25 protein-coding genes and 2 pseudogenes are annotated in these 25,946 nt (G+C 43.5%); 16 read left to right on the plus strand and 11 right to left on the minus strand.

Translation table 11 applies throughout. The features are described from left to right. The first annotated feature begins 99 nt into the window (after positions 1-99). The 3 genes from nhaC (at position 100) to JFC10_RS01330 (ending at position 3,835) form a co-directional block, all read left to right on the plus strand. Positions 100-1,563 carry a Na+/H+ antiporter NhaC gene (gene nhaC, locus JFC10_RS01320; RefSeq protein WP_198331307.1) on the plus strand — a complete coding sequence of 488 codons (1,464 nt, stop codon included), beginning with the start codon at positions 100-102 and terminating at the stop codon, positions 1,561-1,563. Positions 1,564-1,579: 16 nt separating this feature from the next. Beyond that, positions 1,580-2,866 carry an L-pipecolate oxidase gene (amaA, locus tag JFC10_RS01325; protein WP_198331308.1) on the plus strand — a complete coding sequence of 429 codons (1,287 nt, stop codon included), beginning with the start codon at positions 1,580-1,582 and terminating at the stop codon, positions 2,864-2,866. Positions 2,867-3,199: 333 nt separating this feature from the next. Continuing rightward, positions 3,200-3,835: a hypothetical protein gene (locus tag JFC10_RS01330; RefSeq protein ID WP_198331309.1), complete on the plus strand. Its 636-nt coding sequence runs from the start codon at positions 3,200-3,202 to the stop codon at positions 3,833-3,835. Between the two features lie 133 nt (positions 3,836-3,968). Here JFC10_RS01330 and JFC10_RS01335 read toward each other — a convergent pair whose 3' ends face one another. After that, complete coding sequence (locus tag JFC10_RS01335; protein ID WP_198331310.1) at positions 3,969-4,607, minus strand: TetR/AcrR family transcriptional regulator; 639 nt, start codon at positions 4,605-4,607, stop codon at positions 3,969-3,971. A 317-nt stretch (positions 4,608-4,924) separates the two neighbouring features. Here JFC10_RS01335 and JFC10_RS01340 point away from each other — a divergent pair, with 317 nt between their 5' ends. The 5 genes from JFC10_RS01340 to JFC10_RS01360 all read left to right on the plus strand — a co-directional run bounded on the left by JFC10_RS01340 (position 4,925) and on the right by JFC10_RS01360 (position 12,543). Continuing rightward, positions 4,925-6,076 (plus strand): acyl-CoA dehydrogenase family protein, encoded by a 1,152-nt coding sequence (locus JFC10_RS01340; protein WP_198331311.1) that lies wholly within the window; start codon positions 4,925-4,927, stop codon positions 6,074-6,076. A gap of 85 nt (positions 6,077-6,161) precedes the next feature. After that, positions 6,162-7,370, plus strand: coding sequence for an acetyl-CoA C-acetyltransferase (locus JFC10_RS01345; protein WP_198331312.1), 1,209 nt, complete (start codon positions 6,162-6,164; stop codon positions 7,368-7,370). A gap of 85 nt (positions 7,371-7,455) precedes the next feature. Beyond that, positions 7,456-9,627: a 3-hydroxyacyl-CoA dehydrogenase NAD-binding domain-containing protein gene (locus tag JFC10_RS01350; RefSeq protein ID WP_198331313.1), complete on the plus strand. Its 2,172-nt coding sequence runs from the start codon at positions 7,456-7,458 to the stop codon at positions 9,625-9,627. Next, entirely contained in the window at positions 9,620-10,783 is a 1,164-nt protein-coding gene (locus JFC10_RS01355; RefSeq protein ID WP_406947318.1) for a CaiB/BaiF CoA transferase family protein, read from the plus strand. The genes JFC10_RS01350 and JFC10_RS01355 overlap by 8 nt, the downstream gene beginning before the upstream one ends. 74 nt (positions 10,784-10,857) lie before the next feature. Further along, the gene (locus tag JFC10_RS01360; protein WP_198331314.1) at positions 10,858-12,543 is read left to right on the plus strand and encodes an AMP-binding protein; all 1,686 of its coding nucleotides are present in this window, start codon (positions 10,858-10,860) and stop codon (positions 12,541-12,543) included. A gap of 350 nt (positions 12,544-12,893) precedes the next feature. On the opposite strand, the pseudogene JFC10_RS15105 reads toward JFC10_RS01360, so the two are convergent. The 8 genes and pseudogenes from JFC10_RS15105 to JFC10_RS01395 form a co-directional block, all read right to left on the minus strand. Beyond that, a pseudogene (locus JFC10_RS15105) lies at positions 12,894-13,463 on the minus strand (YadA-like family protein); the annotation flags it as partial. Between the two features lie 540 nt (positions 13,464-14,003). Next, positions 14,004-14,303 (minus strand): hypothetical protein, encoded by a 300-nt coding sequence (locus JFC10_RS14835; RefSeq protein ID WP_227685875.1) that lies wholly within the window; start codon positions 14,301-14,303, stop codon positions 14,004-14,006. A gap of 89 nt (positions 14,304-14,392) precedes the next feature. Next, entirely contained in the window at positions 14,393-15,130 is a 738-nt protein-coding gene (locus tag JFC10_RS01370; protein WP_227685874.1) for a hypothetical protein, read from the minus strand. Beyond that, a complete protein-coding gene (locus JFC10_RS01375; protein WP_198331316.1) occupies positions 15,012-15,278 on the minus strand; it encodes an ESPR domain-containing protein in 267 nt (88 codons plus the stop codon). The genes JFC10_RS01370 and JFC10_RS01375 overlap by 119 nt, the downstream gene beginning before the upstream one ends. A gap of 514 nt (positions 15,279-15,792) precedes the next feature. Next, positions 15,793-16,320, minus strand: a complete 528-nt coding sequence (locus JFC10_RS01380; RefSeq protein ID WP_198331317.1) for a GlcG/HbpS family heme-binding protein — start codon at positions 16,318-16,320, stop codon at positions 15,793-15,795. 70 nt (positions 16,321-16,390) lie between these two features. Further along, the gene (locus JFC10_RS01385; protein WP_198331318.1) at positions 16,391-17,602 is read right to left on the minus strand and encodes a CynX/NimT family MFS transporter; all 1,212 of its coding nucleotides are present in this window, start codon (positions 17,600-17,602) and stop codon (positions 16,391-16,393) included. Between the two features lie 166 nt (positions 17,603-17,768). Further along, the gene (gene cynS / locus JFC10_RS01390; RefSeq protein WP_198331319.1) at positions 17,769-18,239 is read right to left on the minus strand and encodes a cyanase; all 471 of its coding nucleotides are present in this window, start codon (positions 18,237-18,239) and stop codon (positions 17,769-17,771) included. Between the two features lie 113 nt (positions 18,240-18,352). Continuing rightward, on the minus strand, positions 18,353-19,015 hold the full coding sequence (locus tag JFC10_RS01395; protein WP_198331320.1) for a carbonic anhydrase: 663 nt from the start codon (positions 19,013-19,015) through the stop codon (positions 18,353-18,355). 138 nt (positions 19,016-19,153) lie between these two features. Between JFC10_RS01395 and cynR the strand changes: the two genes are divergently transcribed. Together cynR and JFC10_RS01405 are read left to right on the plus strand one after the other, a co-directional pair. Then, complete coding sequence (cynR, locus tag JFC10_RS01400; RefSeq protein WP_198331321.1) at positions 19,154-20,062, plus strand: transcriptional regulator CynR; 909 nt, start codon at positions 19,154-19,156, stop codon at positions 20,060-20,062. A 47-nt stretch (positions 20,063-20,109) separates the two neighbouring features. Next, a complete protein-coding gene (locus JFC10_RS01405) occupies positions 20,110-20,496 on the plus strand; it encodes a DUF6122 family protein (RefSeq protein ID WP_198331322.1) in 387 nt (128 codons plus the stop codon). A 210-nt stretch (positions 20,497-20,706) separates the two neighbouring features. On the opposite strand, the gene JFC10_RS01410 is transcribed toward JFC10_RS01405, so the two are convergent. Both JFC10_RS01410 and JFC10_RS01415 read right to left on the minus strand, forming a co-directional pair. Beyond that, positions 20,707-21,195 (minus strand): META domain-containing protein, encoded by a 489-nt coding sequence (locus JFC10_RS01410; RefSeq protein WP_198331323.1) that lies wholly within the window; start codon positions 21,193-21,195, stop codon positions 20,707-20,709. Between the two features lie 301 nt (positions 21,196-21,496). Continuing rightward, entirely contained in the window at positions 21,497-21,946 is a 450-nt protein-coding gene (locus JFC10_RS01415; RefSeq protein ID WP_198331324.1) for a PACE efflux transporter, read from the minus strand. A 91-nt stretch (positions 21,947-22,037) separates the two neighbouring features. On the opposite strand from JFC10_RS01415, the pseudogene JFC10_RS14975 reads away from it, so the two are divergent. From JFC10_RS14975 to JFC10_RS01445, 6 genes and pseudogenes are all read left to right on the plus strand, one after another. Then, positions 22,038-22,211 (plus strand): annotated as a pseudogene (locus JFC10_RS14975) (helix-turn-helix domain-containing protein); the annotation flags it as partial. 13 nt (positions 22,212-22,224) lie between these two features. After that, entirely contained in the window at positions 22,225-22,521 is a 297-nt protein-coding gene (locus JFC10_RS14980; protein ID WP_198331326.1) for a LysR substrate-binding domain-containing protein, read from the plus strand. 706 nt (positions 22,522-23,227) lie between these two features. Further along, a complete protein-coding gene (locus JFC10_RS01430; protein WP_198331327.1) occupies positions 23,228-24,118 on the plus strand; it encodes a hypothetical protein in 891 nt (296 codons plus the stop codon). A gap of 28 nt (positions 24,119-24,146) precedes the next feature. Continuing rightward, positions 24,147-24,731, plus strand: a complete 585-nt coding sequence (locus JFC10_RS01435) for a YqiA/YcfP family alpha/beta fold hydrolase (RefSeq protein WP_198331328.1) — start codon at positions 24,147-24,149, stop codon at positions 24,729-24,731. Positions 24,732-24,871: 140 nt separating this feature from the next. Continuing rightward, complete coding sequence (locus JFC10_RS01440; RefSeq protein WP_198331329.1) at positions 24,872-25,108, plus strand: hypothetical protein; 237 nt, start codon at positions 24,872-24,874, stop codon at positions 25,106-25,108. Between the two features lie 75 nt (positions 25,109-25,183). Further along, positions 25,184-25,888, plus strand: a complete 705-nt coding sequence (locus tag JFC10_RS01445; protein WP_198331330.1) for a hypothetical protein — start codon at positions 25,184-25,186, stop codon at positions 25,886-25,888. Positions 25,889-25,946: the final 58 nt, after the last annotated feature.

Consider the following 25,946-nt stretch of genomic DNA (forward strand, 5'->3'; position numbering starts at 1 on the left):
CTAAGCATACTCCACGTGTGCTTAGCAGGCTAAGCGTTATAAGCAATCAAGGATTGATTGCGATATCCATGGACGACTACTAAGGAAGGTAGAATTATCATGATCGATGACAAACCGTACGACCCCGCTAATGACGGCTATGGTCCGTCTTCTAGCTTTTTACTTGATATTGCTCCTCTGGTATTGACTGCCATGATTCTGATGGTGCAGTTTTTCGTATTTAAAGACTTTACTCCGCATATACCATTGGCCTGTGGCATTTTAATCACTGGCTTATTTATGAAGCTGCGTGGCCGTGATTGGCAAGGTATGGAGGAGCGGTTTTTAAAAGTTATTAAAATCGGCTTACCTGCAATGATTATTCTCATGGGCGTCGGTATGCTCATTGGCTCATGGATTATTGCAGGGACGGTGCCGACCATTCTTTATTACGGTTTTAGTATTTTTTCTCCTTCCTCCTTTTTATTTTCAGTTTGTATTATTTGCGCCATTATTTCTGTTGCTACTGGCACCTCATGGGGCACTGTGGGTACGGTTGGTCTCGCGATGATGGGTATCGGTATGGGGCTTGGTATTCCAGCGCATTTTACAGGCGGTGCTATCGTCTCTGGTGCTTTTTTTGGCGACAAAATGTCGCCACTGTCAGATACCACCAACCTGACACCTGCGGCAGCTGGCGTTGAGCTTTGGGATCATATTAAAGGTATGCTACCGACCACTGTCCCAGCCATGATTACTGCCTTAGCAATTTATGCATGGATTGGCATGGGTTATGGCGATGACAGCATTGATTTGTCTTCTATCCGCGCCTTACAAACCAACTTGGCTGATAATTACAACTTAAGTGTCATTACCTTATTACCCGCACTGGTTGTTGTTGTCGCTGCGGTTATGAAAATGCCAGCGATACCGACCGTTTTAGGCGGCGTGGTAGTAGCGTCATTTATTGCCTTTTTTATGCAAGGTGTCGGGGTTAGTGAGATTTTTAACGTTTTACAGAACGGCTTCGTCAGTGAAACAGGGTTTGAAGTTGTGGATAAATTGCTGTCAAAAGGCGGTGTGATGTCTATGACATGGGTCATTACCTTGACTATTTTTGCTCTTGCCTTTGTTGGCTCACTTGAGCATTACGGCACCCTAAAAGCCATCATGGCAAAAATAGATAAGGCGGTGAAGTCGCGTATTGGTTTGATTTTGACGACTTATGCCAGCGTCCTTGGTGTTGGTACTTTAATCGGAGACGTTTATACGACGTTGGTGCTGCCGGGGCGTTTATTAAAAGACAAATATAAAGAGATGGGCTACAAGCGCACGACGCTCACGCGCTCTATCGAAGACAGTGGCACGCTGTTGTCGCCACTTATTCCTTGGAACATGGGCGGTAGCTTTGTCGCCGCTACATTGGGCATAGCCACATTGACTTATGCGCCTTTTGCTTTTGCCTGCTGGTTGTCGCCCTTGTTTGGTTTGTTATGGGCGTTTCTTGATAAATTTATACCGCGTGAAGAGCCATCAGTAGAAAAGCTCGACACGGCTACTTCAACGTCAATTAGTGACGTGTGACACAAGGGAGTGTGAGATGTTACAAGAGCAATGTTTATGGAACATGACTGCGCCCAATATTGAGTCCTATAGTCAAATGACTAGCGATACTCAAGCGACCATCTGTGTCATTGGCGGCGGTTATACAGGGTTGTCGGCGGCGATTCATCTGGCCGAAAAAGGCGTCAAGGTTATCTTGCTTGAGAACCAAGCAATTGGTCATGGTGGCTCAGGTAAAAGCGTCGGATTGGTCAATGCAGGAACGTGGGCGCGTCCAGATGATTTGAGCGTCACTTTGGGCGAATCAGCAGGTGAGCGTCTGACTGAAGCGCTGGGACAAGCACCGAGTTTAGTCTTTGATTTAATCAAGCGCTACGATATCGATGCGCAGGCCACTCAAGCTGGTAATATCCATATGGCACATAACGCCAAAGGTGAAGCCGATGTCGAGATTAGATATGAGCAGTTGAGTCGTCGCGGTGCGAATGTCGAAGTGTTAACTGGCAGCAAATGCCATGAATATTGCGGGACTAAAAGTATCAATAAAGCGCTATTAGATCATCGCGCGGGTACTATCAATCCGCTGGCTTATGTCAGAGGACTTGCAAAAGTCGCTACCAGTCTTGGCGTGACTATCTACGAGCATTCAGCTGTTGAAGCACTAGAAAAAGTAGACGGTCATTGGTACACCAGAACTGCTAAAGCTCGGGTCAAGTCTGAGCGCGTCATCATTGCGACCAATGCTTATACTGAAGGCGAATGGACAGAAATTGCTAAGACTTTCTATCTCGTTGCTTATTATCAGATCGCTTCTGAGCCGCTCAGCGGCGAGGCAGCAGATCGTATCTTACCTTACAAAACAGGGGCGTGGGACACGCGTTTGGCGTTATCGAGCTTTCGCCGTGACAAGGACGATCGCTTGTTATTGGGAACAGTCGGCGGCAGACAGCTAAAACCGAAATCCTTTTATCAGTCATGGGCCAATGCTGTACAAAAGAGCTATTATCCTGATCTACCAGCATTTAATTGGCAATATGAATGGTGCGGCAATTTTGGTTTTACGCAAGATCATATCTTCCGCGTTTTGGAACCTGACGAAGGCTTACTGACAGCGACTGCCTATAACGGTCGCGGCATTACTACTGGCACGCTCATGGGTAAATGCTTTGCAGATTATATCTTGACGGGAGACAGAGCCAGTATTCCATTGCCATTTAAAACCTTGGAAGAGTCGAAAATATCATTAGGTGCTTTAAAGTCTGGATTTACTGAGATAGGGCTGACGCTGTATCATGCAGGACAATGTCTAAAAATAATTAGATAGCTTTACTGAGTCATTGTCTGATTTTTTTAAAGTTGTTTGAATATAATCATATGATTACCAAAACGTATTAATATCAGTATTTATTTTCTATTATCTGATATGCTATTATCTTTGAGTCATTATCGTGGGTTTAACAGTTTTGTTATTGCCAGCCATTATCGTTATGAATGGTGGTGTACAAACCTTGCAACTTCCAGCACGATATAAAAAAATTCTGGTAAAGCGCATGAGCCTGTACTCCGACATCCTCATTTGTGCCTGATTTTATTTGCCTATTTGGGCATATTTCAACCTTTTTCGTCGGAGTTATAGGAGTTTAAGGTGTTCAATATCATGAGCCACATTGCCAACCAATCCAAATATACCCGTCATTATCATCCACGTCACCTTCTCGCACAGTATGCGATCAATCAGATAGCAACGCTTGAGCTGCGTTCGCAAGATATTATTAAAGCAATGGGCTATCCTATCAAGCATACCATGCCTGCTTGTGAGCGACTGCGTCACGTATTATCGAATAAATATCTTGGGCTTGATGGCAGCTATATTGATAAATATTTTACCGCTGATGAATTTTTAGCCGCGCTATTTACAGTGCTTGAGATACCTCACGCGCCGTTTGCGGAAGACATCGCCCAGATTAAAGATGATTTAGCGCATTATCCCAACCATCTACCAAAATATAGTTTGCAAGCAGAGGTGGACTTTGAGTTTACTGCGGATGCGAACTGGATGTCTCGTGGTGCTGCGTCGCGCTTGGCTCATATACGGTTGCCAGATGGGTTTGCCAAACTCAATGAGTCTGAGCGCGCGTCTGTAGTGAAAAAAAGAATCTCCGAGCATTATCAGCAGTACGAGGGCAATCTACCTTTTGACGGTATGATTAAAGGCTATCAATTGATTACTGAGCAACATAATGAAGTGGTTGATAGCGTAAAGTATGGTTTGCCAAAATCTAAGACGTGTTAAGTTTTAAATTTTTAAGTACAGTCTCGCTTTTTTAAGCAAAGCCTCACTTTATAGTGAGGCTTTTTTCGTTGTGATTTTTGATTGTGGAATTTAAAATTCGGCGAGTCTAAATTGTCAGCCCATAAAAGCATTTTTATACCTCAGGCTTAGATATGGCACGCCATAAAATCACGAATAACGCATCAAAATCTGTATTAATTGGCATATCGGTCTGGCGAATAATATGCATCAATCCAAGACGACTAATAAAGCCCATAAACACATCAAAAAGTATATAAAGGGGCACGGTGTCATTCAGTACCCCACGCTTTTGACCATCTTCTAATACATTTAAAAATGCCCCAATCAGTTCTTTATTTTCATAAATCGCAATATTACGAATACGCGATGCCGATACTGAAGACAGTACCATCACCGCATCAGGATGCGAGTCTACAAAGTCAAAACATACCCATAATGTCTTGCGCAGCCGATCTTGCACGCTATCAATGCCTTGCAAATGATCCATGATGCGCGCCGCTAATCTGCCCAATACAATATCCATAATGGTATAGAACAGCGTCTGCTTATCACCAAAGTATTTATACAGGGTTTGTAGTGAGACATTGGCAGACTTCGCAATCTGCGCCATGGTCACTTCGTTAGAGTCAAAACCTGCAAACACTTTACGAACGGCTTTTTCAATTTTTTCTAAAGTCGCAGGGCGCATATCTGATAAAGGTGCTAAGGCTCGGGTTGGATTTATGCTAGGTATCTGATTAGTGGATTGCATATTTGATAATTCCTGTGTGGTGAGAATTTCTAGACAGTGCCATAGCGGCTTATTTAACGGCTTGATGAACTAAAGTTAAAATAGGTAATATAAATTACTATTGTTTTTTATTAGATTGCGCATTGTCTTTTACTGCCCTAGTATAAGTCTTGCATGATATTAAATATAAAGAATATGTAGATTTTATATAAAGGTAATTAAAATTACCATAAATAATATATTTATGCTTAATAGTATTTAATATTAGAATATTTCCTCTTTTGAATTGAGGATACGCTCTAACGATGATTAACTTCCCCTCGTCAAGGACAGACACCATGAGTATTGAAACCTTTACCCCAAAATGGATGACCGAAGAGCACGAAATGGTCTATGACAGCGCGCTTAAAATGTTTCAATCGTGGGAGCCAAAGGATGAGCAGTGGCGCAAAAACGGCATGATTGACCGTTCCGCGTGGGAAGAGGCAGGCGCGATGGGCTTCTTATGTGCATCGATACCAGAGGAATATGGCGGCGGCGGTGGTGACTTTGGTCATGAAGCTGCACTTCTCTATGCGCAGGCGGAGGCCAATCAATCCGGATTCGGTGGCATGGTACATTCAGGTATTGTTGCGCCTTATATTTTCAGTCATGGTACGGAAGCACAGAAACAAGAATGGCTACCTAAGATGGCGACGGGAGAGTATGTCGCCGCGATTGCCATGACGGAACCTGGCACTGGCTCAGACCTGCAGAACATCAAAACCTATGCAGTAAAAGATGGTGATGATTATATTATTAATGGCTCAAAAACCTTTATCACCAATGGTCAGCATGCCAACCTGATTTTGCTCGCATGCAAAACCGATCGGGAAAAAGGCGCGCAAGGCGTCTCTCTTATCGTGGTAGAAACGGATAAGGTGCAAGGGTTTGAACGTGGTCGTAATCTCGACAAGATTGGTCTGACCTCACAAGATACGTCGGAGTTATTCTTTAGCAATGTCCGTGTATCTCAAAAGAACCTGTTGGGTACAGTAGAGGGCATGGGTTTTATTCAAATGATGCAAGAGCTGCCACGTGAGCGTCTAATCATTGCCTTAACGGGCGTTGGTGCGATGAAGCTGGCGATTAATTTGACGCTAGATTATGTCAAAGGTCGGGAAGCGTTTGGCAAGCCGATTTGGAAGTTTCAAAATACGCGCTTTAAAATGGCAGAATGCTACGCCGATTATCTCGCGGCCAGCACGATGTGTGATGCTGCTGTCGATGCGATGTTAGAGGGCAAATTGACAGTACCACAGGCGTCTTTGATTAAATATTGGGTGACCCAAAAGCAGTGTGACGTGATCGACGAATGCGTCCAGTTATTTGGCGGTTATGGTTATATGACAGAATACCCAATCGCTCGCCTATATGCTGATGCGCGAGTACAAAAAATCTACGGCGGCACCAATGAAATCATGAAAGAGCTGGCGTCGCGCTTTATGTAAGTGGCTGACTTATTTATTGATTCTAAGAAATCAATTATATGTCTATAACTGTTATTTATTTAAAAAAGAAAAAAAGGGATTTTTTATGACTGAGACTGCTTACATTTATGATGCTATTCGTACCCCGCGTGGTAAAGGTAAAAAGGATGGCTCTTTGTATCAGGCATCACCGATTTGGCTTGCTCGTACCTTATTAAAGGAGATGCAGCAGCGTCATAACTTGGATACCAGTTTGGTCGATGATGTGGTGTTTGGTTGCGTGACGCCCGTTGGCGAGCAGGGATCTGATATCGCCCGTATAGCCGTCATTGATGCTGGCTGGGCGCAAAGTGTGGCAGGTGTCACTTTATCTCGGTTTTGTGCCTCAGGTCTGGAGTCTATCAATCTTGCCGCTGCCAAAATTATGTCAGGTATGGAAGATATGGTGGTTGCCGGAGGCGTAGAATCCATGAGCCGTGTACCGATGGGCTCTGACGGCGGTGCATGGTATATGGACCCGCGGGTTAACGAAGCGACGCATTTTGTTCCGCAAGGCGTTGGCGCAGATACCATAGCGACGCTAAAAGGCTTTAGTCGCACCGATGTCGATGCGTTTGCTACTGAGTCGCACCGCCGCGCCGCGCATGCTTGGGAGCAGGGCTATTATGATAAATCGGTCGTCCCCGTCACTGATATCAACGGTATGACATTGTTGGATAAAGATGAAACCATCCGTCCCAACACTAATATCGAAACCTTAGCTGGTCTCAATCCTTCTTTTATTATGCCGGGCAAGATGGGCTTTGATAGCGTTATCTTGGACAGATATACCACCATTGAGAAAGTAAATCACGTGCATCATGCAGGTAATTCATCGGGCATCGTCGATGGTGCGGCAATTTGCTTAGTCGGTAGCGCTGCTGCAGGTCAAAAGGCGGGCTTAAAACCACGTGCCAAAATCACCATGGCTGCAGTCATTGGCTCAGAACCTGCCATTATGCTGACTGGGCCAACGCCTGCCTGCCAAAAAGCGCTTAATAAAGCAGGTATGCAAGCTTCAGATATAGACCTATGGGAAATCAATGAAGCCTTTGCTGCCGTACCACTCAATACTGCCGATGACTTGGGCATCTCACTTGATATCGTCAACGTTAATGGCGGCGCTATTGCTATGGGTCATCCACTTGGCGCAACGGGCGCGATGCTCATGACTACCGTTCTTGACGAGTTAGAACGTCGCGATCTAAAAACCGCGATGATTACGCTCTGTGTCGGGGGCGGTATGGGCATTGCCACCATTATTGAGCGCGTATAGTGCTGATAGCGCTAATAGATTTTAGTGATTGTCATTAGTTTCTAGTGACTGATATCGACATAGAATAATATAAAAAGGACTTAGTATGAGCATGAACAGCGTAGATGTCATCAATGCATTGAACCACTTTTCTGCCGAATCTGATAAGGGCATTATCACAGTTACTATTGATCAAGCAGATCGCAAAATGAATGTCATCGGCGATGGCTTCACCGATACTTTTGCGGTGATGACTGACAGCTTTATCAACGATGCGTCCGCCAAAGGTTTGATTTTAACCTCTGGCAAAGAAACCTTTGTCGTCGGTGCCGATATTGACCAGTTGGCTAATATTAAAACTGCTGAACAAGCCTTTGAGCTGGTCGAAGACCTGAAAGCTAGCTTACGCAAACTAGAGAAATCAGGTAAACCTGTCGTCGCCGCCATGACTGGAACGGCACTTGGCGGTGGTTTAGAGTTGGCATTGGCGTGTCATTATCGTATCGCGATTGATGCTCCTAAGACTAAATTGGGTCTACCTGAAGTCAAATTGGGCTTGCTGCCGGGTGGCGGTGGTACTCAGCGTTTGCCACGATTGATTGGTATTCAATCGGCATTAGAGCTTATGACCCAAGGTAAAGCGCTGCATCCAACTGCTGCTAAAGATATGGGTTTAATCGATGCCATTGCCACTGATAAAGCAGATATGCTCAAGCAGGCGACAGATTGGATTAACGCCAATCCTGATATCCAGCAGCCATGGGATAAAAAAGGCTTTAAAATCCCCGGTGGTGATAGTAAACACCCCAACATCGTGCAAGTATTTTCTATCGCGCCTGCCATGTCCAATCAAAAGTCACATGGCAATTATCCAGCCATTACTCATATCATGTCTTGCGTGTTCGAAGGCTGCTTAGTGGATATTGACACTGGTCTTGAAATTGAGTCGCGTTATTTCGCTGCTTGTGTGCTGTCTGCTGAATCTAGAAATATGATTAATACGCTATGGACTCAGCTGAATAGTATTAAAAAAGGTCAGTCGCGTCCAAATGGTTTTGGACGTACAACAATCAAAACCGTTGGTATTCTTGGTGCGGGCATGATGGGTGCTGGCATCGCTTATGTCTCAGCCAAAGCGGGCATAGAAGTGGTTCTTTTAGATACTACTATTGAAGGTGCTGAAAAAGGCAAAGCATATTCTGCCACCATTTTGGATAAAGCCATTAGCCGTAAGCGCTCCACGGAAGAGAAAAAGCAGGCATTACTCAATCGCATCAAGCCGACAGTGTCTTATGATGATTTGGCAGACTGCGATCTGGTTATCGAAGCAGTGTTTGAAAATCGCGACATTAAAGCCAAGTGCACCCAGAAAAGCGAGGCGGTGATTCCTAAAAATGCTGTTTATGCGTCTAATACTTCGACACTGCCTATTACTGGTTTGGCAAAAGCCAGCACGCGTCCCAATCAATTTATCGGGCTGCATTTCTTCTCGCCAGTCGATAAGATGCCGTTGGTTGAGATCATCATGGGCGAGCACACAGATGACGCCACTTTAGCAAAAGCTTTTGATTATGTGCTGCAAATCGGTAAAACCCCTATCGTCGTTAATGACAGTCGTGGTTTTTATACGTCACGGGTATTTGGCACTTATGTATCAGAAGGCGTCACCATGCTAGGTGAGGGCGTCCATCCACGCAGTATCGAAGTTGCTGGCATGAAAACGGGCATGCCCATGCCGCCACTGGCGTTGCAAGATGAGGTGTCATTAAGTTTGGCGTTGCACGTGAGCGAACAGCAGCAGCTGGATATGCAAGCCGAAGGTAAGCCTATTGCTATGCGCCCCTCGTACGAGATACTAAAAACACTGGTCAAAAAGTATGGTCGAGAAGGCAAAAAGAATGGCAAAGGCTTTTATGAATATACCGATAAGGGCGAAAAATACTTGTGGCCCGAGCTTATAAATTTATATCCAGCAAAAACAGAGCAGCCATCACAGCAAGATTTAATTGACCGTTTGATGTTTATCCAAGCCAATGAATCTGCTAAATGCTATCAAGAAAACGTCGTGCGCTCTGTCGCTGATACCAATATCGGCTCCATTTTTGGCTGGGGTTTTGCACCACATCAAGGCGGCACCCTGCAGTTTATCAATGCGATGGGACTAACGACATTCATTGCACGCAGTCGCGAACTCGCTGCTCAATACGGTGAGCGTTTTGAGCCAGCGCAAATTCTGCTAGACATGGCAGATAAAGGCGAGGTATTTTCTGATGACTGAGCTGATGACTGATGCTACGGTTAATACGAGCACTGGTTTAATAGTGGATTTGATGGCAGATTGCTTACAGGGGCTGCGTGTCGTTGATTTGACTCGTAACTTGCCAGGACCTTTTGCGACGCGTTTGCTTGCTGACTTGGGCGCAGACATCATTAAAATTGAACCTAAAAATGGTGATCCTGCTAGAGCATTTGGCGAATTGTTTGCCGCATTAAATCATGGTAAAACCACTGAAAATCATGACTTCCGTGATCCCAAAGGCATTGCTGCTATCAAAGCGCATCTCAAAGATGCCGATGTTATGTTAGACAGCTTTCGCCCTGGTGTCCTAGAAGGCATGGGACTGGATGCCAAAACATTGCATACGATTAATCCAAAGCTAGTCATGCTATCGATCACCGGCTATGGGATAACGGATAAGGCATCGAAATCTGAGAGTGGTACTAATCATAAAGGAATTAAGCATAAACAAATAAACCATAAACGAATCAATCATGATTGGGTCAATAAAGCTGGTCATGATATTAACTTTATGGCCATGAGCGGTATTTTAGACCAACTAAAAACGGCGAGTGGCGAGCAGGCGATGCCTAACGTTCAGTTTGCAGATTTAGCAGGTGGCAGTGATACCGCTGTGATTGCATTGCTGGCTGGGGTATTCGCCGCCCAGCGTACAGGAAAAGGTCGTCATATTGTCGTCAGTATGACGCATAGTTTGTATCAGCATATGGTCATGCCAAAGGCAACGGGCGCACTGGTGAAAAGCTTCTTAGGACAACAACCAGCGCCGCATCATGATTTTTTGGGTGGATTATTGCCTTGCTATCGACTATACAGAACCTCAGATGCTCGCTATATGGCCGTTGGTTCGCTAGAGCTGAAATTCTGGCAAGGCTTGTGTGAAGTTTTGGATTTGTCTGCGCTCAAAAATATCCATTGGCAACTTGGTGTGATGCCTAACACCTCTGAAAGCCAAGCGGCGGCTAAGGCGATAAGCGATAAGTTTGCCAGTCAAACGCTTGAGCATTGGCAACAAGTTTTTGCGCTCGTTGATGTTTGTGTCACCCCTGTGCTTAGCCTCAGTGAAGCAAAAGTACACCCCTTATTTGCCCATCAAGATGAGTATGATGCAACATCAGGATGGCAGCAGGTTTAGTAGTTATATTTGTTATAAAAAACGCTTTAAAAGCATGGAGTCTTTCATAAATGAATTACCAAGGAAGGTAAATTATGGATCAGTTTTGGACGCAGCATTATCCTAAAGGGGTAAAGGCACAGATAGAGCCGCCGCATAATACAGTGATTGACATGTTTGATGACAAATTAACAGAATATGCCAGCCATGAATTTATCACCAACATGGGTGTCACTTATTCTTATGGGCAAGTAGATAGCCTATCATTGGCTATTGCGGCTTGGATTCAAAGTCTGGGTCTAGAAAAAGGCTCGGTCATAGGCATCATGATGCCCAACATCAACCAGTATTTGCCTATTGTCATAGGGATAATTCGCTCGGGTATGGTCGCAACGCTCATCAATCCGCTGTATAGCCCTCGTGAATTGAGACATCAATTGGCTGACTCAGATACCGCTGTACTATTTATTTTAGAACCATTTTGCAAAACATTAGAGAAAATCATCAAAGACACGCTTGTCAAAACCGTGGTCATCAGCAAGATTGGCGATATGTTAGGGGTAGTGAAAGGTACTCTTGTCAATATTGCTGCCAAAACTGTCAAAAAAGCCATTCCCAGTTATCAATTGAAATCCAATTCCCATTATACCGTGACCTGCTATAAAGCAGTCTTAAAACAAGGCAAAAATTTAAGCTATTCTCGTCCTGTTATTCAAGCGAACGATGTATTGATGTTGCAATATACCGGAGGTACGACAGGTGTTGCCAAAGGTATTTTGATTACCAATCGTAATGTTGTGGCCGCCACTTACCAGTTCGTCGAATGGTTCAAGCCAGTCTATGACACCATGTCTGATAGCACCCAAATAAATACCATTGTTGCTCTACCTCTGTATCATATCTATGCGTTTATCTGCTCAATAGTTGGGTTGAGTATGGGTCAGCATCTCACATTAGTCACCAATCCACGTGATATTGAAGGGTTTATCAAGATATTGCGCAAGCATCCGTTTCACCTATTACCTGGCGTTAATACTTTGTTCCAAGCACTGCTGATGAACCCTAAGTTTAAGGAGCTAGATTTTTCGCAATGTAAATTGACCTTAGTCGGTGGTATGGCAGCGACCCCTGAAACTGCTAAGCGCTGGCGTGAAGTCACGGGTCTACCTATCCTCGAAGGCTGGGGTATGTCTGAGACGCTAGGCGTGGGTACCGCCAATCCATTTAATGGCATGGAATATAGTGGCAATGTAGGGTTACCACTGCCTAGTGTCGATATCAGTATCCGTGATGACGATGGAAATATCCTCGCTATCAATGAAATTGGTGAGATGTGCATCAAAGGTGATAACGTCATTACTCATTATCATAATATTGACAGCGCCACGTTTTTTACCGCTGATGGTTACTTAAAAACAGGTGATATTGCATCTATGAACGAGCAGGGCGCTATCAAAATATATGACCGTAAAAAAGACATGATTATCGTCAGTGGTTTCAATGTTTATCCTAACGAAGTAGAAAACATCATTGAGGAGCATCCTAAGGTTGCCGAATGTTCGGTGGTTGGTATCGATGATAAGTTGCAGGGTCAGTCGGTCAAAGCCTACGTTGTAAAATCTGATGACAGCTTAAATGAGGATGATATTAAAGCGCTGTGCCAAGAAAATCTAGCCGCCTATAAATGCCCGCGTCATATCGAATTCATAGACGAGTTACCCAAATCAACTGTCGGCAAAATACTGCGTCACAAGCTTAGAAAATTGGCTCATGAAGCGTAACGACTACTCAAGAGAAACATTGCATGACTATAGCATGACCATCATCAGTCGCAATAATTAGTCACCAATAACCATGATTCATACCAACATTCAATGAGAGTAAAAAGTCTTGATGCAATTTAGTACCCAATCAACAACGCTCACGGTTAGTTTATACCGTCTGAAAATGCAAATGATTGATTACCAGATATTTCCGTAAGGCCTCATTTAATGGTATTAAATGAGGCCTTAATTGTGTCTATACGACTAAGCTGATTAGAATACGCTGGATTAATGACTGAAAATAACTGTGCTAAAATTCCAACGCGTACCTAAATTATAAAGTATTAATACTGAAAAATTAACAAATTCTAGTCTATGACACCGCTAATCCCAATACGTACGCTTGGGTCACCTTGCGAGGCAGCAGCAATACCACCAGTTAATGACCAACGTCCATTGTCTGCTGTTTTACGCAAGCTGATACCAAGTGCATTTTCACCACCATGATAAGCGGCAGCGGCGGCATAAGTATATTTGCCTGCAATGTAGGGTGCCGTTTCTAATGCGATTGCTGCCGCAATACCTGCATTAGCATTTTTTTCTACATTATCGATTCGTTCGTTTGTGACATAAGATATCTGTTGGAATTGGTCACCTAAATTGGTAATTTTATTATCCAACTGATTATCTCGATTATCTAAAGCATTAAGTGCATCACCAACGTTGCTCTGCGACCCTCCATTAACTGCATAAGTAGGTCCTGTGTTAGTATCGTAATTTGCACCACCACCAAAATAGCTGTAAATATCGGTATTATTCGTATACAACTGCGAGCCATTCACGGCATCTTTAGATGTTGAGTTAATGGCACCGTTAGAAACATTTCCCACTTTCTTGTCACCTGCATTGATTCCAGATGCATTAATTGAAACGTTACCAACCTGAACCGAATCGAAACTGACATCCTTTTTAGTGGCTACTTGATAATCATAACTACCATCTGAATTTTGAGTGGGTGTCACTGTCATATTACTACCAGCTGATACTTTGGATTTCGCTGCCGTTGCTGCATCACGCACAATTTGTTGTAACTGGTCTTCCGTTGCTGCTTGCCCAGAGACAATGCTATTTGGATTCCAAGTGGTATTGGTCAGGCCGTTTACTGTACCTTCTTTACCATTAACTGCAACTTGACCGGCAGTAAGATTACCTGCCATTCCATCGATATTGATATTACCGACATTGATTGCACTATCATCGCCATTAATGACCACTGCATTACTGCCATTACCAATGGTTACTTGGCTGCCCAGTCCGATAGAGATATCATTGTTATTGTTTGTGACAGTCACTCCGCTAACAGCATCGCCTTTGATGTTTAAATTATCTCCAGGTTTGATTGTGCTGGTTGCATCATTGCCCGTGTCTGTCGTTACTGTCCAGCCTTGGTTCGCGTTTGCAGCCTGTTTGTTAATATACTAGATAGACTTATCAATGGTGTTTTGACCTGTACCACCAATGTTGCTCCATGAAATTGTATTATTAGCATATTCTGCATTGCCACCAAATACATTGGTGACATTGTTTCCTAATGAATATAGCTGACTACCATTAATAGCGTCTTTCGATGCTGCTGAAACGTCACCTGCTTTAACCTGAGTAATAATAGAGTTGTTTGCATTGATACCACTGGTGGTAACACTAGGTCCGCCAGTAATGGTTAAGCCATTATTGTCAATGATCATCGCGCCTGTGGTCACGCTACCTGCTGCGCCCAAGTTAATATTTGGGTTTAAGGCAAAGTTAGCCCCGTCAGTCGTCGTGGTCGTGAGGATATTACTATCAGTGGTCAGCCCAATGGTGTCACCTAACTGGTAGGTTCTTGCATCACCATTAAGGTTGAAATTGATGCCTTGGTTGATCTGATTTTGAGCGGTGCTGATATTGAGCGGTGCTGATATTGAGCGGTGCTGATATTGTTGGTGTTAGCAGTTAAGCTGGTGTTAACAGCCTTCAGCTGTGAGACGTTCACTGCATCAGTATCGGTAGCACCTGCAGCCACACCGGTCATACGTCGGTCACCAATATTAACTTCACTGGTTGCGGTGCCAAGGCTAATAGGGATGGCATTACCATCAGCGTCTAATGGTTGATAAGCTGCTGTACTTAATGTGGAACCATCAGCGATGCTACCTTGTCCCAATGCAACAGAGTTATCAGCAGTAGCCTGTGAAAACTGACCTATAGCGATCGAACTGTCTCCTAAAGACTGTGAAAACTGACCTATAGCGAGCGAACTGGCCGCTTTAGACTCTGAACCAAAACCGATAGCGACAGAGGTCGTACCTGCAGACTCAACACCAGAACCCACAGCGAGCGAAAAATTACCTGATGATATGGCATCAACACCAGCGGCAAGCGAATTGCCTCCTGACGATACCGCACCAACACCTGCGGCAAGCGACCTTTCACCTGAAGATAGGGCATTAACGCCGGCTGCGAGTGACTGCACCCCTGTAGACTCTGCACCCACACCGGCGGCAAGCGAATCCATCCCCGGAGCTGCTATCGCTTGAGTGGTACTTAATAATATGCTGGTACCCATTATCAAACCAACCAAAGATGGCATCAGGCACAGAATATGCTGACGTAAATACGGCTTGAGTGTTTTTAGGTGTACTTTTAGTGAGTTCAGAAATGGCTATGCATACACCTAATCTTGCGTTCCATACCACACGATAGACTTTGTTCATTTGTTAACTCCTTAGGCTCTTTGAATTAAATCAAAAGAAAAATCTCTAATTCGTTAAAACTTTAGCCTGCTGTTTTGGGTGTTTTTTGTAAACCATTGAATATACAAAGGTTTATAAGGTAATAATCAGTATACATGTGAAAAGCAGAATTAATAATAAAATTATTGTTAAAGCTTAAACTGATATTTTTATCCCAAAAACGTCATAAATTTGACTACTGTACTCCTCACTTAAGACTGAAATAGTTGTTTTATCTACTTAAATAACCTTATGCATCTAAGATACTGTTTAGCTTGTCATAACTTCAAAGAGATATATGATCGTGATTCCAATAACCACCCAAGCTTATGTATACGTGTATGCCCTTTAAAAAACTCCAACGACGTTGCCTTGCGACTAAGGTTTTAAGGGCATCAATAGTCGCTTCAATCATATACTCATAAATCTGCTCAGCCCATCAGTATCGCATCCATACTCTGATACCGCTACTTTACCCGCTGTGCTTTAGTCCGCGCTACTCTAATGCTTTTAGACCCGCTTTGGCAATGTGTACGTCTTCGCTGCCATGTGCGCCGCCCACCCCGATACCGCCGACTACGATGCCATCGATATAAATGGGCACGCCGCCATCTAAGATAAGGATATTTTCATCAAGATAGCGTAGGTCTTCAGGAATCGTGCCGTCTTTGATGCCTTTGGCGATGACCGCCGTTTCTCTTTTTTGTGAGTTTGCCGTGTAGGCTTTTTTATAACTGGCACGCACGGTATGCACGCCTGCGCGGTGATCTCTGAGCACTGCTAAGGTTTGTCCAGAGGCATCAACGACGGTGACGGACACCATCAAATTGTTGTTTTTGGCTTCTAATGCGGCGGCATTCACCATGTTTTGTGCCATCTCGCCGGTCAATAATGGAATGATTGCCACATCTGCTCCTTGGGTTACTACGTTTGGTTTCATCGCTTGATACTGCGAGGTGTTGGCACACGCGGAGATGGACAACAGTGAGGTTGCAAGCGCGGCATAGATAACGAGTTTTTTCATAATCAGTCCTTTCATAGTTAGTCCTTGAGGTTATTTTTAATATCGTATGACGTGAATTAATATGCCTGAATCAAAGCTTAGACAAGCCAATCACCTGATGATAACTTGCTGGGGCAAACTTGATGGTGACAAACAGCATGCCGATAAGGCTGATTAATAGCATCCACCAAACCGCTTGAAAACTGCCAGTCGACTCGCGTAGCACACCTGCGACATAAGGCGCGATGGCGGTAATAATAAAGCCAATGCCTTGAACAAATGCTGCCAGTGCCCCAGCGAGTTTGGGCTTGGACAAGTGATCTAGCGCGACGGTCAATGTCAATGAAAAGCAGGCACCAAGACCACAGCCAATCAAGGCAACCCACAAAATTAGCAAAGTTGTCGGCATTGTAATCAAACCTATAAATCCAGCGATCTGTATCCCTACGGCAAAAAATAACCAAGGACGACGGTCGAGACGATGGGCAGACAACATTGGAATAACAAGCGCACCAATGACCTGAAAAATCGTCATGATACCGATCAGCTCGCCACTATTTTGCGCGCTCCAGCCCAAAGTCTGCGCATAGCTTGGCAACCATGCAATCATACAAGCATATCCGGCGTTCGCCAGACCAAAATAACTTGCCAGTAGCCAAGCACGGCGATTGCTAAAAAAGTTGATTTTTACCCCGTCGTCTTTATTTTTCATCTGCTCAGAGGGGCGACGCCACCATAGCACGAGAGCAAAAACTGGCACTATCAGCCAAATACCCAAACCGGATTGCCAACTGCCGTAATGTTGAGCGACTACCGGACTCAAGATAGCGGCAACCCCGCCACCAGTCATCAGTGCGGCAGAGTAAACACCCATGGCAAGTGGCACGCGTGCAGGATACCAGCGTTTGACCACACCAGGCGCCATTGCTTGCACGATGGCGATACCCGTACCGCCTACTAAGGCGCTGGCAATTAGCATCCCTCCCGTGTCTAACCACAAGCGCCATAAACCCGCTAAGGCAATCGCCAACAGACCGCCTGTGATCCATGCGCTTTCACTAAATTGTCGCCCAATCCAAGGCAACAGTAGCGGAAATATGCCCATACATAGCATGGGTAGCACCACCAATAATGAGGCAGCTTGTAAACCCATCGTTGTACTTAGGCGAATCTCTGTCAGCAATGGACCAGTAGAAGTAATGGTCGGACGCAGCGTCATTGCTAACCCAGCAATCACCAGCATAGGAAACAACAAGGTCAGCATCGACGCACGCGCCGTGGAGGAGATATGATCGGTACTCATGAATAATGTAAAATCCGTATTAAGACAGGCAGTACCAAAAAATCACCGCCTGAGTCGCCAAAAAAGTCGACGTTACTATACGCCGACTTTTTCAATAAGTGCTATTTTTAAAAACCGCTGATAAAACTGCTATTTATACTTAAAGCGTCATTTAAAAAATTGCCATTTAAAAAGGTTTGAAGGGTAAGAATTTACCATCTAAAGTAATCACTGCGCGGTCGCCACCTTCAGGGTCAGCCACTTTTTTGATATCCATTTTGAAGTTAATGGCACTGATGATACCATCACCAAACTGTTCGTGAACCAAGGCTTTTAGCGTGGTGCCATATACCTGCATCATCTCATAAAAACGGTAGATCGTCGGGTCAGTAGGAATCTCACTACCAACGCTGCCTCGTGATGGAATGCATTGTAGTAAAGCGATGGCGTCCTCATCAAGCCCTAAAGTTTCGCCAACTTTTTGGGCGGCATCAGCAGGTAGCGGATGCTGACCCAGCAAGGCGGCGGTGACAAAGACATCACTCAAGCCTGTGCCTGAGGAGATTTGCTCAAAGGAGAGGTTTTTTGCCGCTTTGGCAGCAATGATGGTATCCGTTAATGTTTGGCGTGCAGTGTTGCTCACTTGAGACTGAATCATAATAATACCTTTTAAGATTGTTGGTGGTTATTGAGTTAATGACTCTGGCGAATCATTTAGGTTAATTAATTTTCGGATTATTCATAGTCATTGATAATGACAGTTATGCAACTCTAAACGGCGACTGCAAGTGGCGCTAGCGGATAAGCACGAACCTCAGTGTGTGTTGCCAATGAGACAAATTCATTGGTCGCGCCGTCTAAGGCATCGATATCACCGGACTCGATATCGTAGACCCAACCATGTAGTGCTAAACGATTTTCTCTTAGTGCCAGACGTATCGAAGGATGGGTTTTGATGTTTTCGATTTGGGCGATGACATTTTCACGAACCATAGAGGCGACTCGCTCGCTATCACTGCCGTGGTCACGGGCTTCATTGACCACTCGTGCTGAGTCGGCGTAGCGAAGCCAGCTGCCCACCGCTGGCATATGATCCATGCAGCTGCAGTTAGCAATCGCAGTCATCGCGCCGCAGTCAGAGTGTCCGCAAATCACCACATCCGTGACTTTCAAAGCGGTAACGGCATACTCAACTGACGCGGATACCCCGCCAGGCTCAGGACCATAAGAGGGCACAATGTTGCCCGCATTGCGAATCACAAACAGACCGCCGGGTTCGTGTTGAGTAACGAGCTCGGGCACCAAGCGGCTATCTGAACAAGAAATAAAAAGCGTGCGTGGGTTTTGTTTGGTCGCCAAGTTTTTGAATAAATCGGCGCGTTTGGGATAGGCGTCACTGTGAAATTTTAGAAAACCTTCAATAATATCTTTCATCGCGTTGGTCTCTGTGGAGTCGATAAGAGGAATGATACGCCGCTATTGTTATAAGGTAAAATACTGGTATATTATAATATCGATAAGAAATACTTATAATTAAACCTTGATAGATCCCTAATCCACAAGAGATGCCCCATGATTCTTCGACACATTAAGTATTTTTTGGCAGTGGCAGAGTACCAAAGCTTTACCCAAGCAGCGGCGTCTTTGTATGTCTCACAGCCAGCGTTATCACAGCAGATTAAGCAGTTGGAGGAAGGTCTGGGCACAACTTTATTTGATCGCTCTGGTCGCCGTGTCACATTGACCGATGCCGGTGATGTCTATGCACGCTATGCTCATAGAGCCTTGCAGGATTTGGAGGAAGGACGGCGCGCCATTCATGACGTGCAAGATCTCAGTCGCGGCGCGTTGCGGATTGCGATTACGCCTACCTTTACCACCTATTTGCTTGGACCTTTAATTAAAGCGTTTCATACTCGTTATCCGAGTCTCACGCTGAGTGTGCAGGAGATGTCACAGGAGCAGATGGAAAAGCAAATACTTGATGATGAGTTTGATGTGGGTATTGCTTTTGAAGATGTACAGTCTGCCGATATCGACACACAAACCTTGCTGATAGAGACGCTCGCATTGGTTGTTAGTAAACATAATGTCCTTGCTAAGCAAGCGGCGATTGATTTGCCAACACTACACGCGCAGTCGCTGGTATTGCTGAGCCGCGAATTTGCCACGCGCGAACAGATTGAGCATTATTGTCGTCAGCATGACATTGCGCCAAACGTATTGATGGAGGCAAACTCGCTCAGCGCCGTCATAGAAATTGTTCGCCACACCCAATTGACCACCTTATTGCCCTCCAACATCGCTCATAACTATGATGAGCTGGTGGCGATTACCTTAGCGCCGTCTTTACTCCAGCGTACGGCGGTATTATTGCAACGAAAAGGCGCGTATCAGAGTGCAGCGACCAACGCATTTATTGCGTTGGCACATGAGGTCTGCTCAAGCACGGGTGCATCCAAGGTACTGTTTTTCAAGTAAAATAAACTCAAAAAACGAACGGTCACGATGAGATAGGAAAAAGGTCAATGCTTCAAACATTTATTCACTATTTTTTTCATTTAGGTCTGCCTTTTATCATCGCCTATGTATTTTTTCGCAATGACTATAAAAGGGTTTATCTAATATTGTTAGCCACTATGTTGGTTGATTTGGACCATCTACTAGCAACGCCTATCTTCTCGCCTAATCGCTGTAGTATTAACTTTCACCCGCTGCACAGTTATTATGCGATGGCAGTATATGTGGGTATGTTAATGTTACCTAAGCCTTATAGAATCATTGGTTTGGGTTTGGTCTTGCACATGCTGACGGATCTGAATGACTGCGTCATGACGTATGTTTATTTGCCTCAAGCATTAGATAATGCGCCTGCTCGTGAGCTTGTCATATGGTTGGCAGATAGGTTCAAGTAGTCTTTTTTAAATTTTACCGTATACCTATTAATTCAATATTTATAGTGGATTATCTGCCAAAAAAGCCGCACTACTTGCTGACTCCATTGCTTCTATATTAAATATAAAGTCAACATACAGAAGATAAATATAGACAAAAAAATACCTCACTTATCAATAGTGAGGCGTTTTTTTATTGAGTGGCTTATTTAGCCATCTATTCGGCAATGATTATTTAGCGACTGCTTTAAAATTCGCCACTTGGTTCGCATTGGTAATGGTCAATACAGGCATATTATTGGCATTTTTGCTCATGCTATATTTACCGTTTACTGTTGCTAGTGTGGCGGTATCAAAGTTGGCTTGTGGTGCAGGGCAGGCCATTCTCGTGCTTCTGACTGGGCCTATTTTTACCTCACCATTTACCACGCTGTATTGAGCAGCCATATTATTGCAAGTATTCATAAAGGTAACGATGTTGCTTCCATTAGCCGTCATAAAATTGAGGGTTAATGGTTTGGTTGGATCAAAGAATAATGGGGTGATGGTCTCACCATTGGTGCTTTTGGCATCAACGAGTTGCCAATTATAGGCTTGCAAGGCATCAGAGGTAATAGGCTGGGTAACTGGTGCACTTGGAGTAGATGTGGTTTGACAACCTGCTGCCAATGTACCCACTGCTAAAACGCCTACCATCATTACCTTGGTTATATTTTTCATATAAAGTCCTTTATTGTTTATTGCTGCAATTATTATGTAGAGGTATTTATCTCAACATTATCGTGCTTGCTGTCCCAATTACTGACATGAAACACTATCAGATGCAGGCATTATTACAAAGCAATGATAGCGATACAAGCACCAGTAACCATTCAAATACCAAGTTGTTTTTATATCGATAAGTCTTTAAAAGGCTGAGTATTCAGCATGTGCTGCTCTCAATAAATAATATTATTCATATGACTGGTTAAATCAGATATGGCGTGTTTAACGCAAAACGTTTTATAAAAGGTAAGTGCTATTAGGCGACCACATCCTTACGTTGGGATAACAGAGGGTTTGCCGAAATAGGGAACACCTTGTCATAGAGCCAGTTATAGACGAAAGCATACATCAGATAAAAGGTAGCCATCGTAATATCCATCATAAAGGCTTGCCAGAGGCTGATACCTAAGTACCATGCAATCATTGGCAAGAACAATAACAATAGACCCCCTTCGAATAAAAAGGCATGTAAGACCCGAATCGGAACGGTCTTATGTACATCGCCGCGCAGCTTTAGCAGGGAATGGTCGAATAATAAGTTATAAAAGTAGTTCCATAGCGTCGCGATAATGGAGCCTACCACAGCAATGAGACCTATCGAATGAATATCAAAGCCAAATAACCAGCTTGCCAACGGTACAAATATGATTAAGCCTATTATCTCAAAACCTAAAGTATGGCGAATACGATCTTTAACGGTACGCATCAAGCTTCCTAATTTGAATCAGTTATTAATCCAGCTATTGTATCTGTTAAACTCTTATAACCAAGTTAGAACCCATAGGATTTTTAGATAGATGAGCCTTTCATTAGAGCAACTGCAAGCCTTTGTCACCACGGTAGAGACAGGCTCTTTTTCAGCCGCCGCTCGTCACCTTGGCAAAGCGCAATCAGCCATTAGCACGGCGGTATCAAATTTAGAAATTGATTTAGACAATAGCTTATTTGTCCGCAGTGGACGCTATCCAGTCCTATCGGCAATTGATGGTCGCCACTCGCAATCATAGCGAAGAAAAAGCGCGGTTGCGAATAGCTGCGGATGTTTGGTGGGTTGAGAGCCAGTGGGTTATCGTTGAACTGGTACAGCGCAATCTAGGCTGGGCGTTTGTGCCTGAGCGTGTAGTCGCCAGTGCCTTGGATAATGGTTATTTGGTCGCACCAATATTGGATTTTGACGATCATGATTGGCCAGTAGCCTTGGAGCTTATTTGGCACAAGCAGCGCCCATTAGGTAAAGCTGCTGCTTGGTTGAAATCGGCAGCGATTGCGCTAAATAAGTGATATTAAGCTATAGACTTGAGTAGGTTATAAATTTGAACGGTTTTTAATATAAACGCTTTAATTATTAAGCCATCCTATGGTTCAATCCAACGTATATTGCTAACTTAAATACACGATACGGCTGGGCGACAGCAGTTGTCGTACGCTTTAATTAGGCGCTTCATTTTCTTCAATTTTTATATTATAGTTATTGAGTGAGGAAGTTATTCAGTCATAAAACAAAGCAATGTAGAGTTAACCCTCGAGGCGCAACGCTTCACCTTATAACTCCGCTATTGCTGTTAAATATCAAAAACTCTGACTGGTATCACTTATTATTCTCATAAGCAACTAAACTCAAACTAACAATAAATCGTAGTCATGATGAAGACGACGTTAACAGACTTCTTACTGTCAAAATAAGTCTAGGGCATGTCCTCAATCTGAACGAAAGCGCCTAACTAGGCTAAAAATGGCTAAAGTTTGCAAACTGCGTAAAGTATCTGGTTAATATCTCGATATTATCTTCGCTATTTTCCTTATTTGGCTGCCATTTATCTCATTTTTATCATTATTTTTAAAATGAGAACATGCCCTAGTTAGTCACTAAAAAATTATCATTCACTCATTTTACTTTTTAACGTTGCTCTAAAAGCGGCAGACACGCTCGGCTGACTTAAATTTGCTCTGAGAATCAAATAAAAAATTAAAAAATAAGGAAAATACTATGACAAATACAAATTTCGCTTTTGAACCAAAACGTATCGATAATTTAAATTGGTCAGGTATCTCAGAACTTCCTGAATTAATTCAAAATGATTTACAAACCAAGCAAAAGACGCCGCTGTTTTATCTGCATAACGAGTCTATCGATAACTATGAAGATGATATTTACTTTGTGAACAACAGCGATGAGACATTAAGCTTTGTTGCTCCCTATGAGCTGATGAAGAGAGATGTAGACTGCCCTGAGGTGGTGGTTGCTGCCGAACCAAATGAACGTGATAAATCCCTCACTTATACCGATGTCTTGCCAAAGCAAGGCGTGAGAATTGATTGCCAACATATCATCTATGATAGTGATTATATTAATCAAATCATTGTGTATACCATGAGTCGTGCCAGCAAGGAGATGTGGGGAGTATGGCGTTTGAACGTGTGCGAAAAAGGCTTGTTTTCGTCGTCCTCTCCATTGCTCTGGGAGGAAGGTATAAAGCCTCCACACGTGGTGAGTGCCGATAAGTTCAGTGAACCCCAAGATCTTCCTATTTTACCTTGCGTATTGCCCATACGTCAGCAGTTATACCAGCAATGGGCGGAACATTATGACCATGTGAGTGCGAGCTTGATGAGGTCTATCACAGATCTGATCTATCGTTATGACTTTGGTATTGTGGGATGTTATTACAATGATAATTGGGATGAGTACAGCAGTGAGGCAGAGCAAATAGCCAACATGCTGATAAAAGAGGAGGCTGATAGCGCAGATGAGGTTCTCGCAATGATCACTGAGGTCTACGACGTGTCATTTGGTGCTGGATATACGAGGGTTCCTATGGATGTCGCCGAGCACATTTATGGTCTATGGTTGAAGCATAAAAATACGGTGAATAAATAAAATAATTAATGAAATAAAGGAGAGCGCTATGATGTTTCCTATTGAAAATAACAATACCTTTTTACTGTTTTTTCATGGTTTGGATTCGAGCAATGAGACCAGCAAATATACCTGTATTAGCCGTGAACCTAAAACTTGCCAAACTGTCAATTATCGAGAGAATTTCAACGAGATTTTCGATATTTATGACACATTAATCCAAGAAAAAATGCAGCAGCATCCGCGAGTCGTCTTAGTAGGACACTCACTTGGCGCATGGTTTGCCAATCATTTCGCGCACAAATATAATTTGCGTGCGCTACTGATTGCGCCTTGCATTTATCCCAGTGAGGTTTTAGCTGATCGCATACCAAAAGTGGCTGATATGAAATTGTCATTTCCTACCTCGAATACTGAGATGGTAATAGTCATGATTGAAGTCGAAGACGAATTTTTAGATGTGGAAGTCGCCAGACGCACGCTGGTCAATTTGCCTGAGAGCTGGGAAGTAGAATATTTTGAGCGTGGTCATCACCGTATCGCTCGTAGCGAAGATATTTGGTATCACTTGGTTCATCTGTGCGAAGACCCCATTATTTGGATGGATGACGCGACGTATCATGGGGAAGACTAAGTTGGGGAAGAGCAAATACAGTCAGCCTTAGAGTAAGGCTTTATCAATTACTATAAAATTATTGTGAGTTTAAGGGTTTGCCAAGTGGTTGAATCGTCACTTAGCAAACATTGCAACTTCCAGCACGATATAAAACCACTATGCTGAGTAATCCAACTATAGTCATCACTATACACCGCGCCATCCTTTGGCAAAATATTGCCAAAATGAATGAGGCAAAGTGTGAGTCGGTGATTCAACAATGTCTGGCTACGCATTATGCAGAATATAACGGTCACTTGCCGTATAATGGCGTGATTAATGGTTATCAACTTATCATTAAACAGCGTAATGAGATGGTTGATACAATCGAGTATGATCTACCGCAGTGTGAGTAAGATGTGATATACCACTCATCAATTGGTAGAATTAAAAATTTAACAAAGCACACCCAAATAAAAAGGCCGTCCCAAATGACCGATACTAACCCGTATAATTTTGTACCTTTGCAGCCGACTGGTAGAAACGAGGCCAATACTGCCAACACCTATGCACCTGAAGACATGGTTAAAATATATGAGCAGCAATTTCTCATTCAAGTACCTGAAGAAAAGCTGACTGAGTTTTTACCCGCGCTAAAAGCATTTTATGATATTGATAATCACACCTTGGATGTTAGCGCCATTATTTTCGATGCAATCGCAGATTCCTCCATCATTTACAATCACAAGATCAAAGTAGGTGACTATCAAATACTAGGTGGGTTGGTCAAGGAAGCGATCGAATATGATGAAGGCAATAAAGATGACGAAGCTGCTGAAGACAAAGACATTCAAGCCTATACACTAGAATGTAAGCGTACTTTTTTCATTAATGAGGTAGAAATACCTTATCATTTCAACTTGTTTATTTATGGTGATGGCTATTCTACTTTAACCAAAAAAGAAACCGTGCTAGAAAAAATGTACTGGTTCGTTAGAGGAAGATTTGAAGAAAATCTATTAGACGACACTGAAGATAATGACAGTTTAGACTCTATCAATGAGCAGCTAGCCAGTTTAGGTATTCGGGAAATGGATTTGACCACGATAGACGAGATAATAAGCTATGTGGAAGACAGTATCATAGATGATGCCATGGTAGAGGCGCTTAACAAGTTATTAGATGCTGCTGAGTAGGTAGCTATCAGTAAAATTGATGTCAGGACAATACGTTTTAATGTCAGTTTTTATGAGA

Source organism: Psychrobacter aquimaris, from assembly GCF_016107525.1.
Taxonomy (GTDB): Bacteria; Pseudomonadota; Gammaproteobacteria; order Pseudomonadales; family Moraxellaceae; genus Psychrobacter; species Psychrobacter aquimaris.

Coding starts and splice junctions, on each gene's coding strand:
- nhaC (WP_198331307.1), top strand. CDS start 100: ATGATCGATGACAAACCGTACGACCCCGCTAATGACGGCTATGGTCCG.
- amaA (WP_198331308.1), top strand. CDS start 1,580: ATGTTACAAGAGCAATGTTTATGGAACATGACTGCGCCCAATATTGAG.
- JFC10_RS01330 (WP_198331309.1), top strand. CDS start 3,200: ATGAGCCACATTGCCAACCAATCCAAATATACCCGTCATTATCATCCA.
- JFC10_RS01335 (WP_198331310.1), bottom strand. CDS start 4,607: ATGCAATCCACTAATCAGATACCTAGCATAAATCCAACCCGAGCCTTA.
- JFC10_RS01340 (WP_198331311.1), top strand. CDS start 4,925: ATGAGTATTGAAACCTTTACCCCAAAATGGATGACCGAAGAGCACGAA.
- JFC10_RS01345 (WP_198331312.1), top strand. CDS start 6,162: ATGACTGAGACTGCTTACATTTATGATGCTATTCGTACCCCGCGTGGT.
- JFC10_RS01350 (WP_198331313.1), top strand. CDS start 7,456: ATGAGCATGAACAGCGTAGATGTCATCAATGCATTGAACCACTTTTCT.
- JFC10_RS01355 (WP_406947318.1), top strand. CDS start 9,620: ATGACTGAGCTGATGACTGATGCTACGGTTAATACGAGCACTGGTTTA.
- JFC10_RS01360 (WP_198331314.1), top strand. CDS start 10,858: ATGGATCAGTTTTGGACGCAGCATTATCCTAAAGGGGTAAAGGCACAG.
- JFC10_RS01370 (WP_227685874.1), bottom strand. CDS start 15,130: ATGGGTACCAGCATATTATTAAGTACCACTCAAGCGATAGCAGCTCCG.
- JFC10_RS01375 (WP_198331316.1), bottom strand. CDS start 15,278: ATGAACAAAGTCTATCGTGTGGTATGGAACGCAAGATTAGGTGTATGC.
- JFC10_RS01380 (WP_198331317.1), bottom strand. CDS start 16,320: ATGAAAAAACTCGTTATCTATGCCGCGCTTGCAACCTCACTGTTGTCC.
- JFC10_RS01385 (WP_198331318.1), bottom strand. CDS start 17,602: ATGAGTACCGATCATATCTCCTCCACGGCGCGTGCGTCGATGCTGACC.
- cynS (WP_198331319.1), bottom strand. CDS start 18,239: ATGATTCAGTCTCAAGTGAGCAACACTGCACGCCAAACATTAACGGAT.
- JFC10_RS01395 (WP_198331320.1), bottom strand. CDS start 19,015: ATGAAAGATATTATTGAAGGTTTTCTAAAATTTCACAGTGACGCCTAT.
- cynR (WP_198331321.1), top strand. CDS start 19,154: ATGATTCTTCGACACATTAAGTATTTTTTGGCAGTGGCAGAGTACCAA.
- JFC10_RS01405 (WP_198331322.1), top strand. CDS start 20,110: ATGCTTCAAACATTTATTCACTATTTTTTTCATTTAGGTCTGCCTTTT.
- JFC10_RS01410 (WP_198331323.1), bottom strand. CDS start 21,195: ATGAAAAATATAACCAAGGTAATGATGGTAGGCGTTTTAGCAGTGGGT.
- JFC10_RS01415 (WP_198331324.1), bottom strand. CDS start 21,946: ATGCGTACCGTTAAAGATCGTATTCGCCATACTTTAGGTTTTGAGATA.
- JFC10_RS14980 (WP_198331326.1), top strand. CDS start 22,225: ATGGTCGCCACTCGCAATCATAGCGAAGAAAAAGCGCGGTTGCGAATA.
- JFC10_RS01430 (WP_198331327.1), top strand. CDS start 23,228: ATGACAAATACAAATTTCGCTTTTGAACCAAAACGTATCGATAATTTA.
- JFC10_RS01435 (WP_198331328.1), top strand. CDS start 24,147: ATGATGTTTCCTATTGAAAATAACAATACCTTTTTACTGTTTTTTCAT.
- JFC10_RS01440 (WP_198331329.1), top strand. CDS start 24,872: ATGCTGAGTAATCCAACTATAGTCATCACTATACACCGCGCCATCCTT.
- JFC10_RS01445 (WP_198331330.1), top strand. CDS start 25,184: ATGACCGATACTAACCCGTATAATTTTGTACCTTTGCAGCCGACTGGT.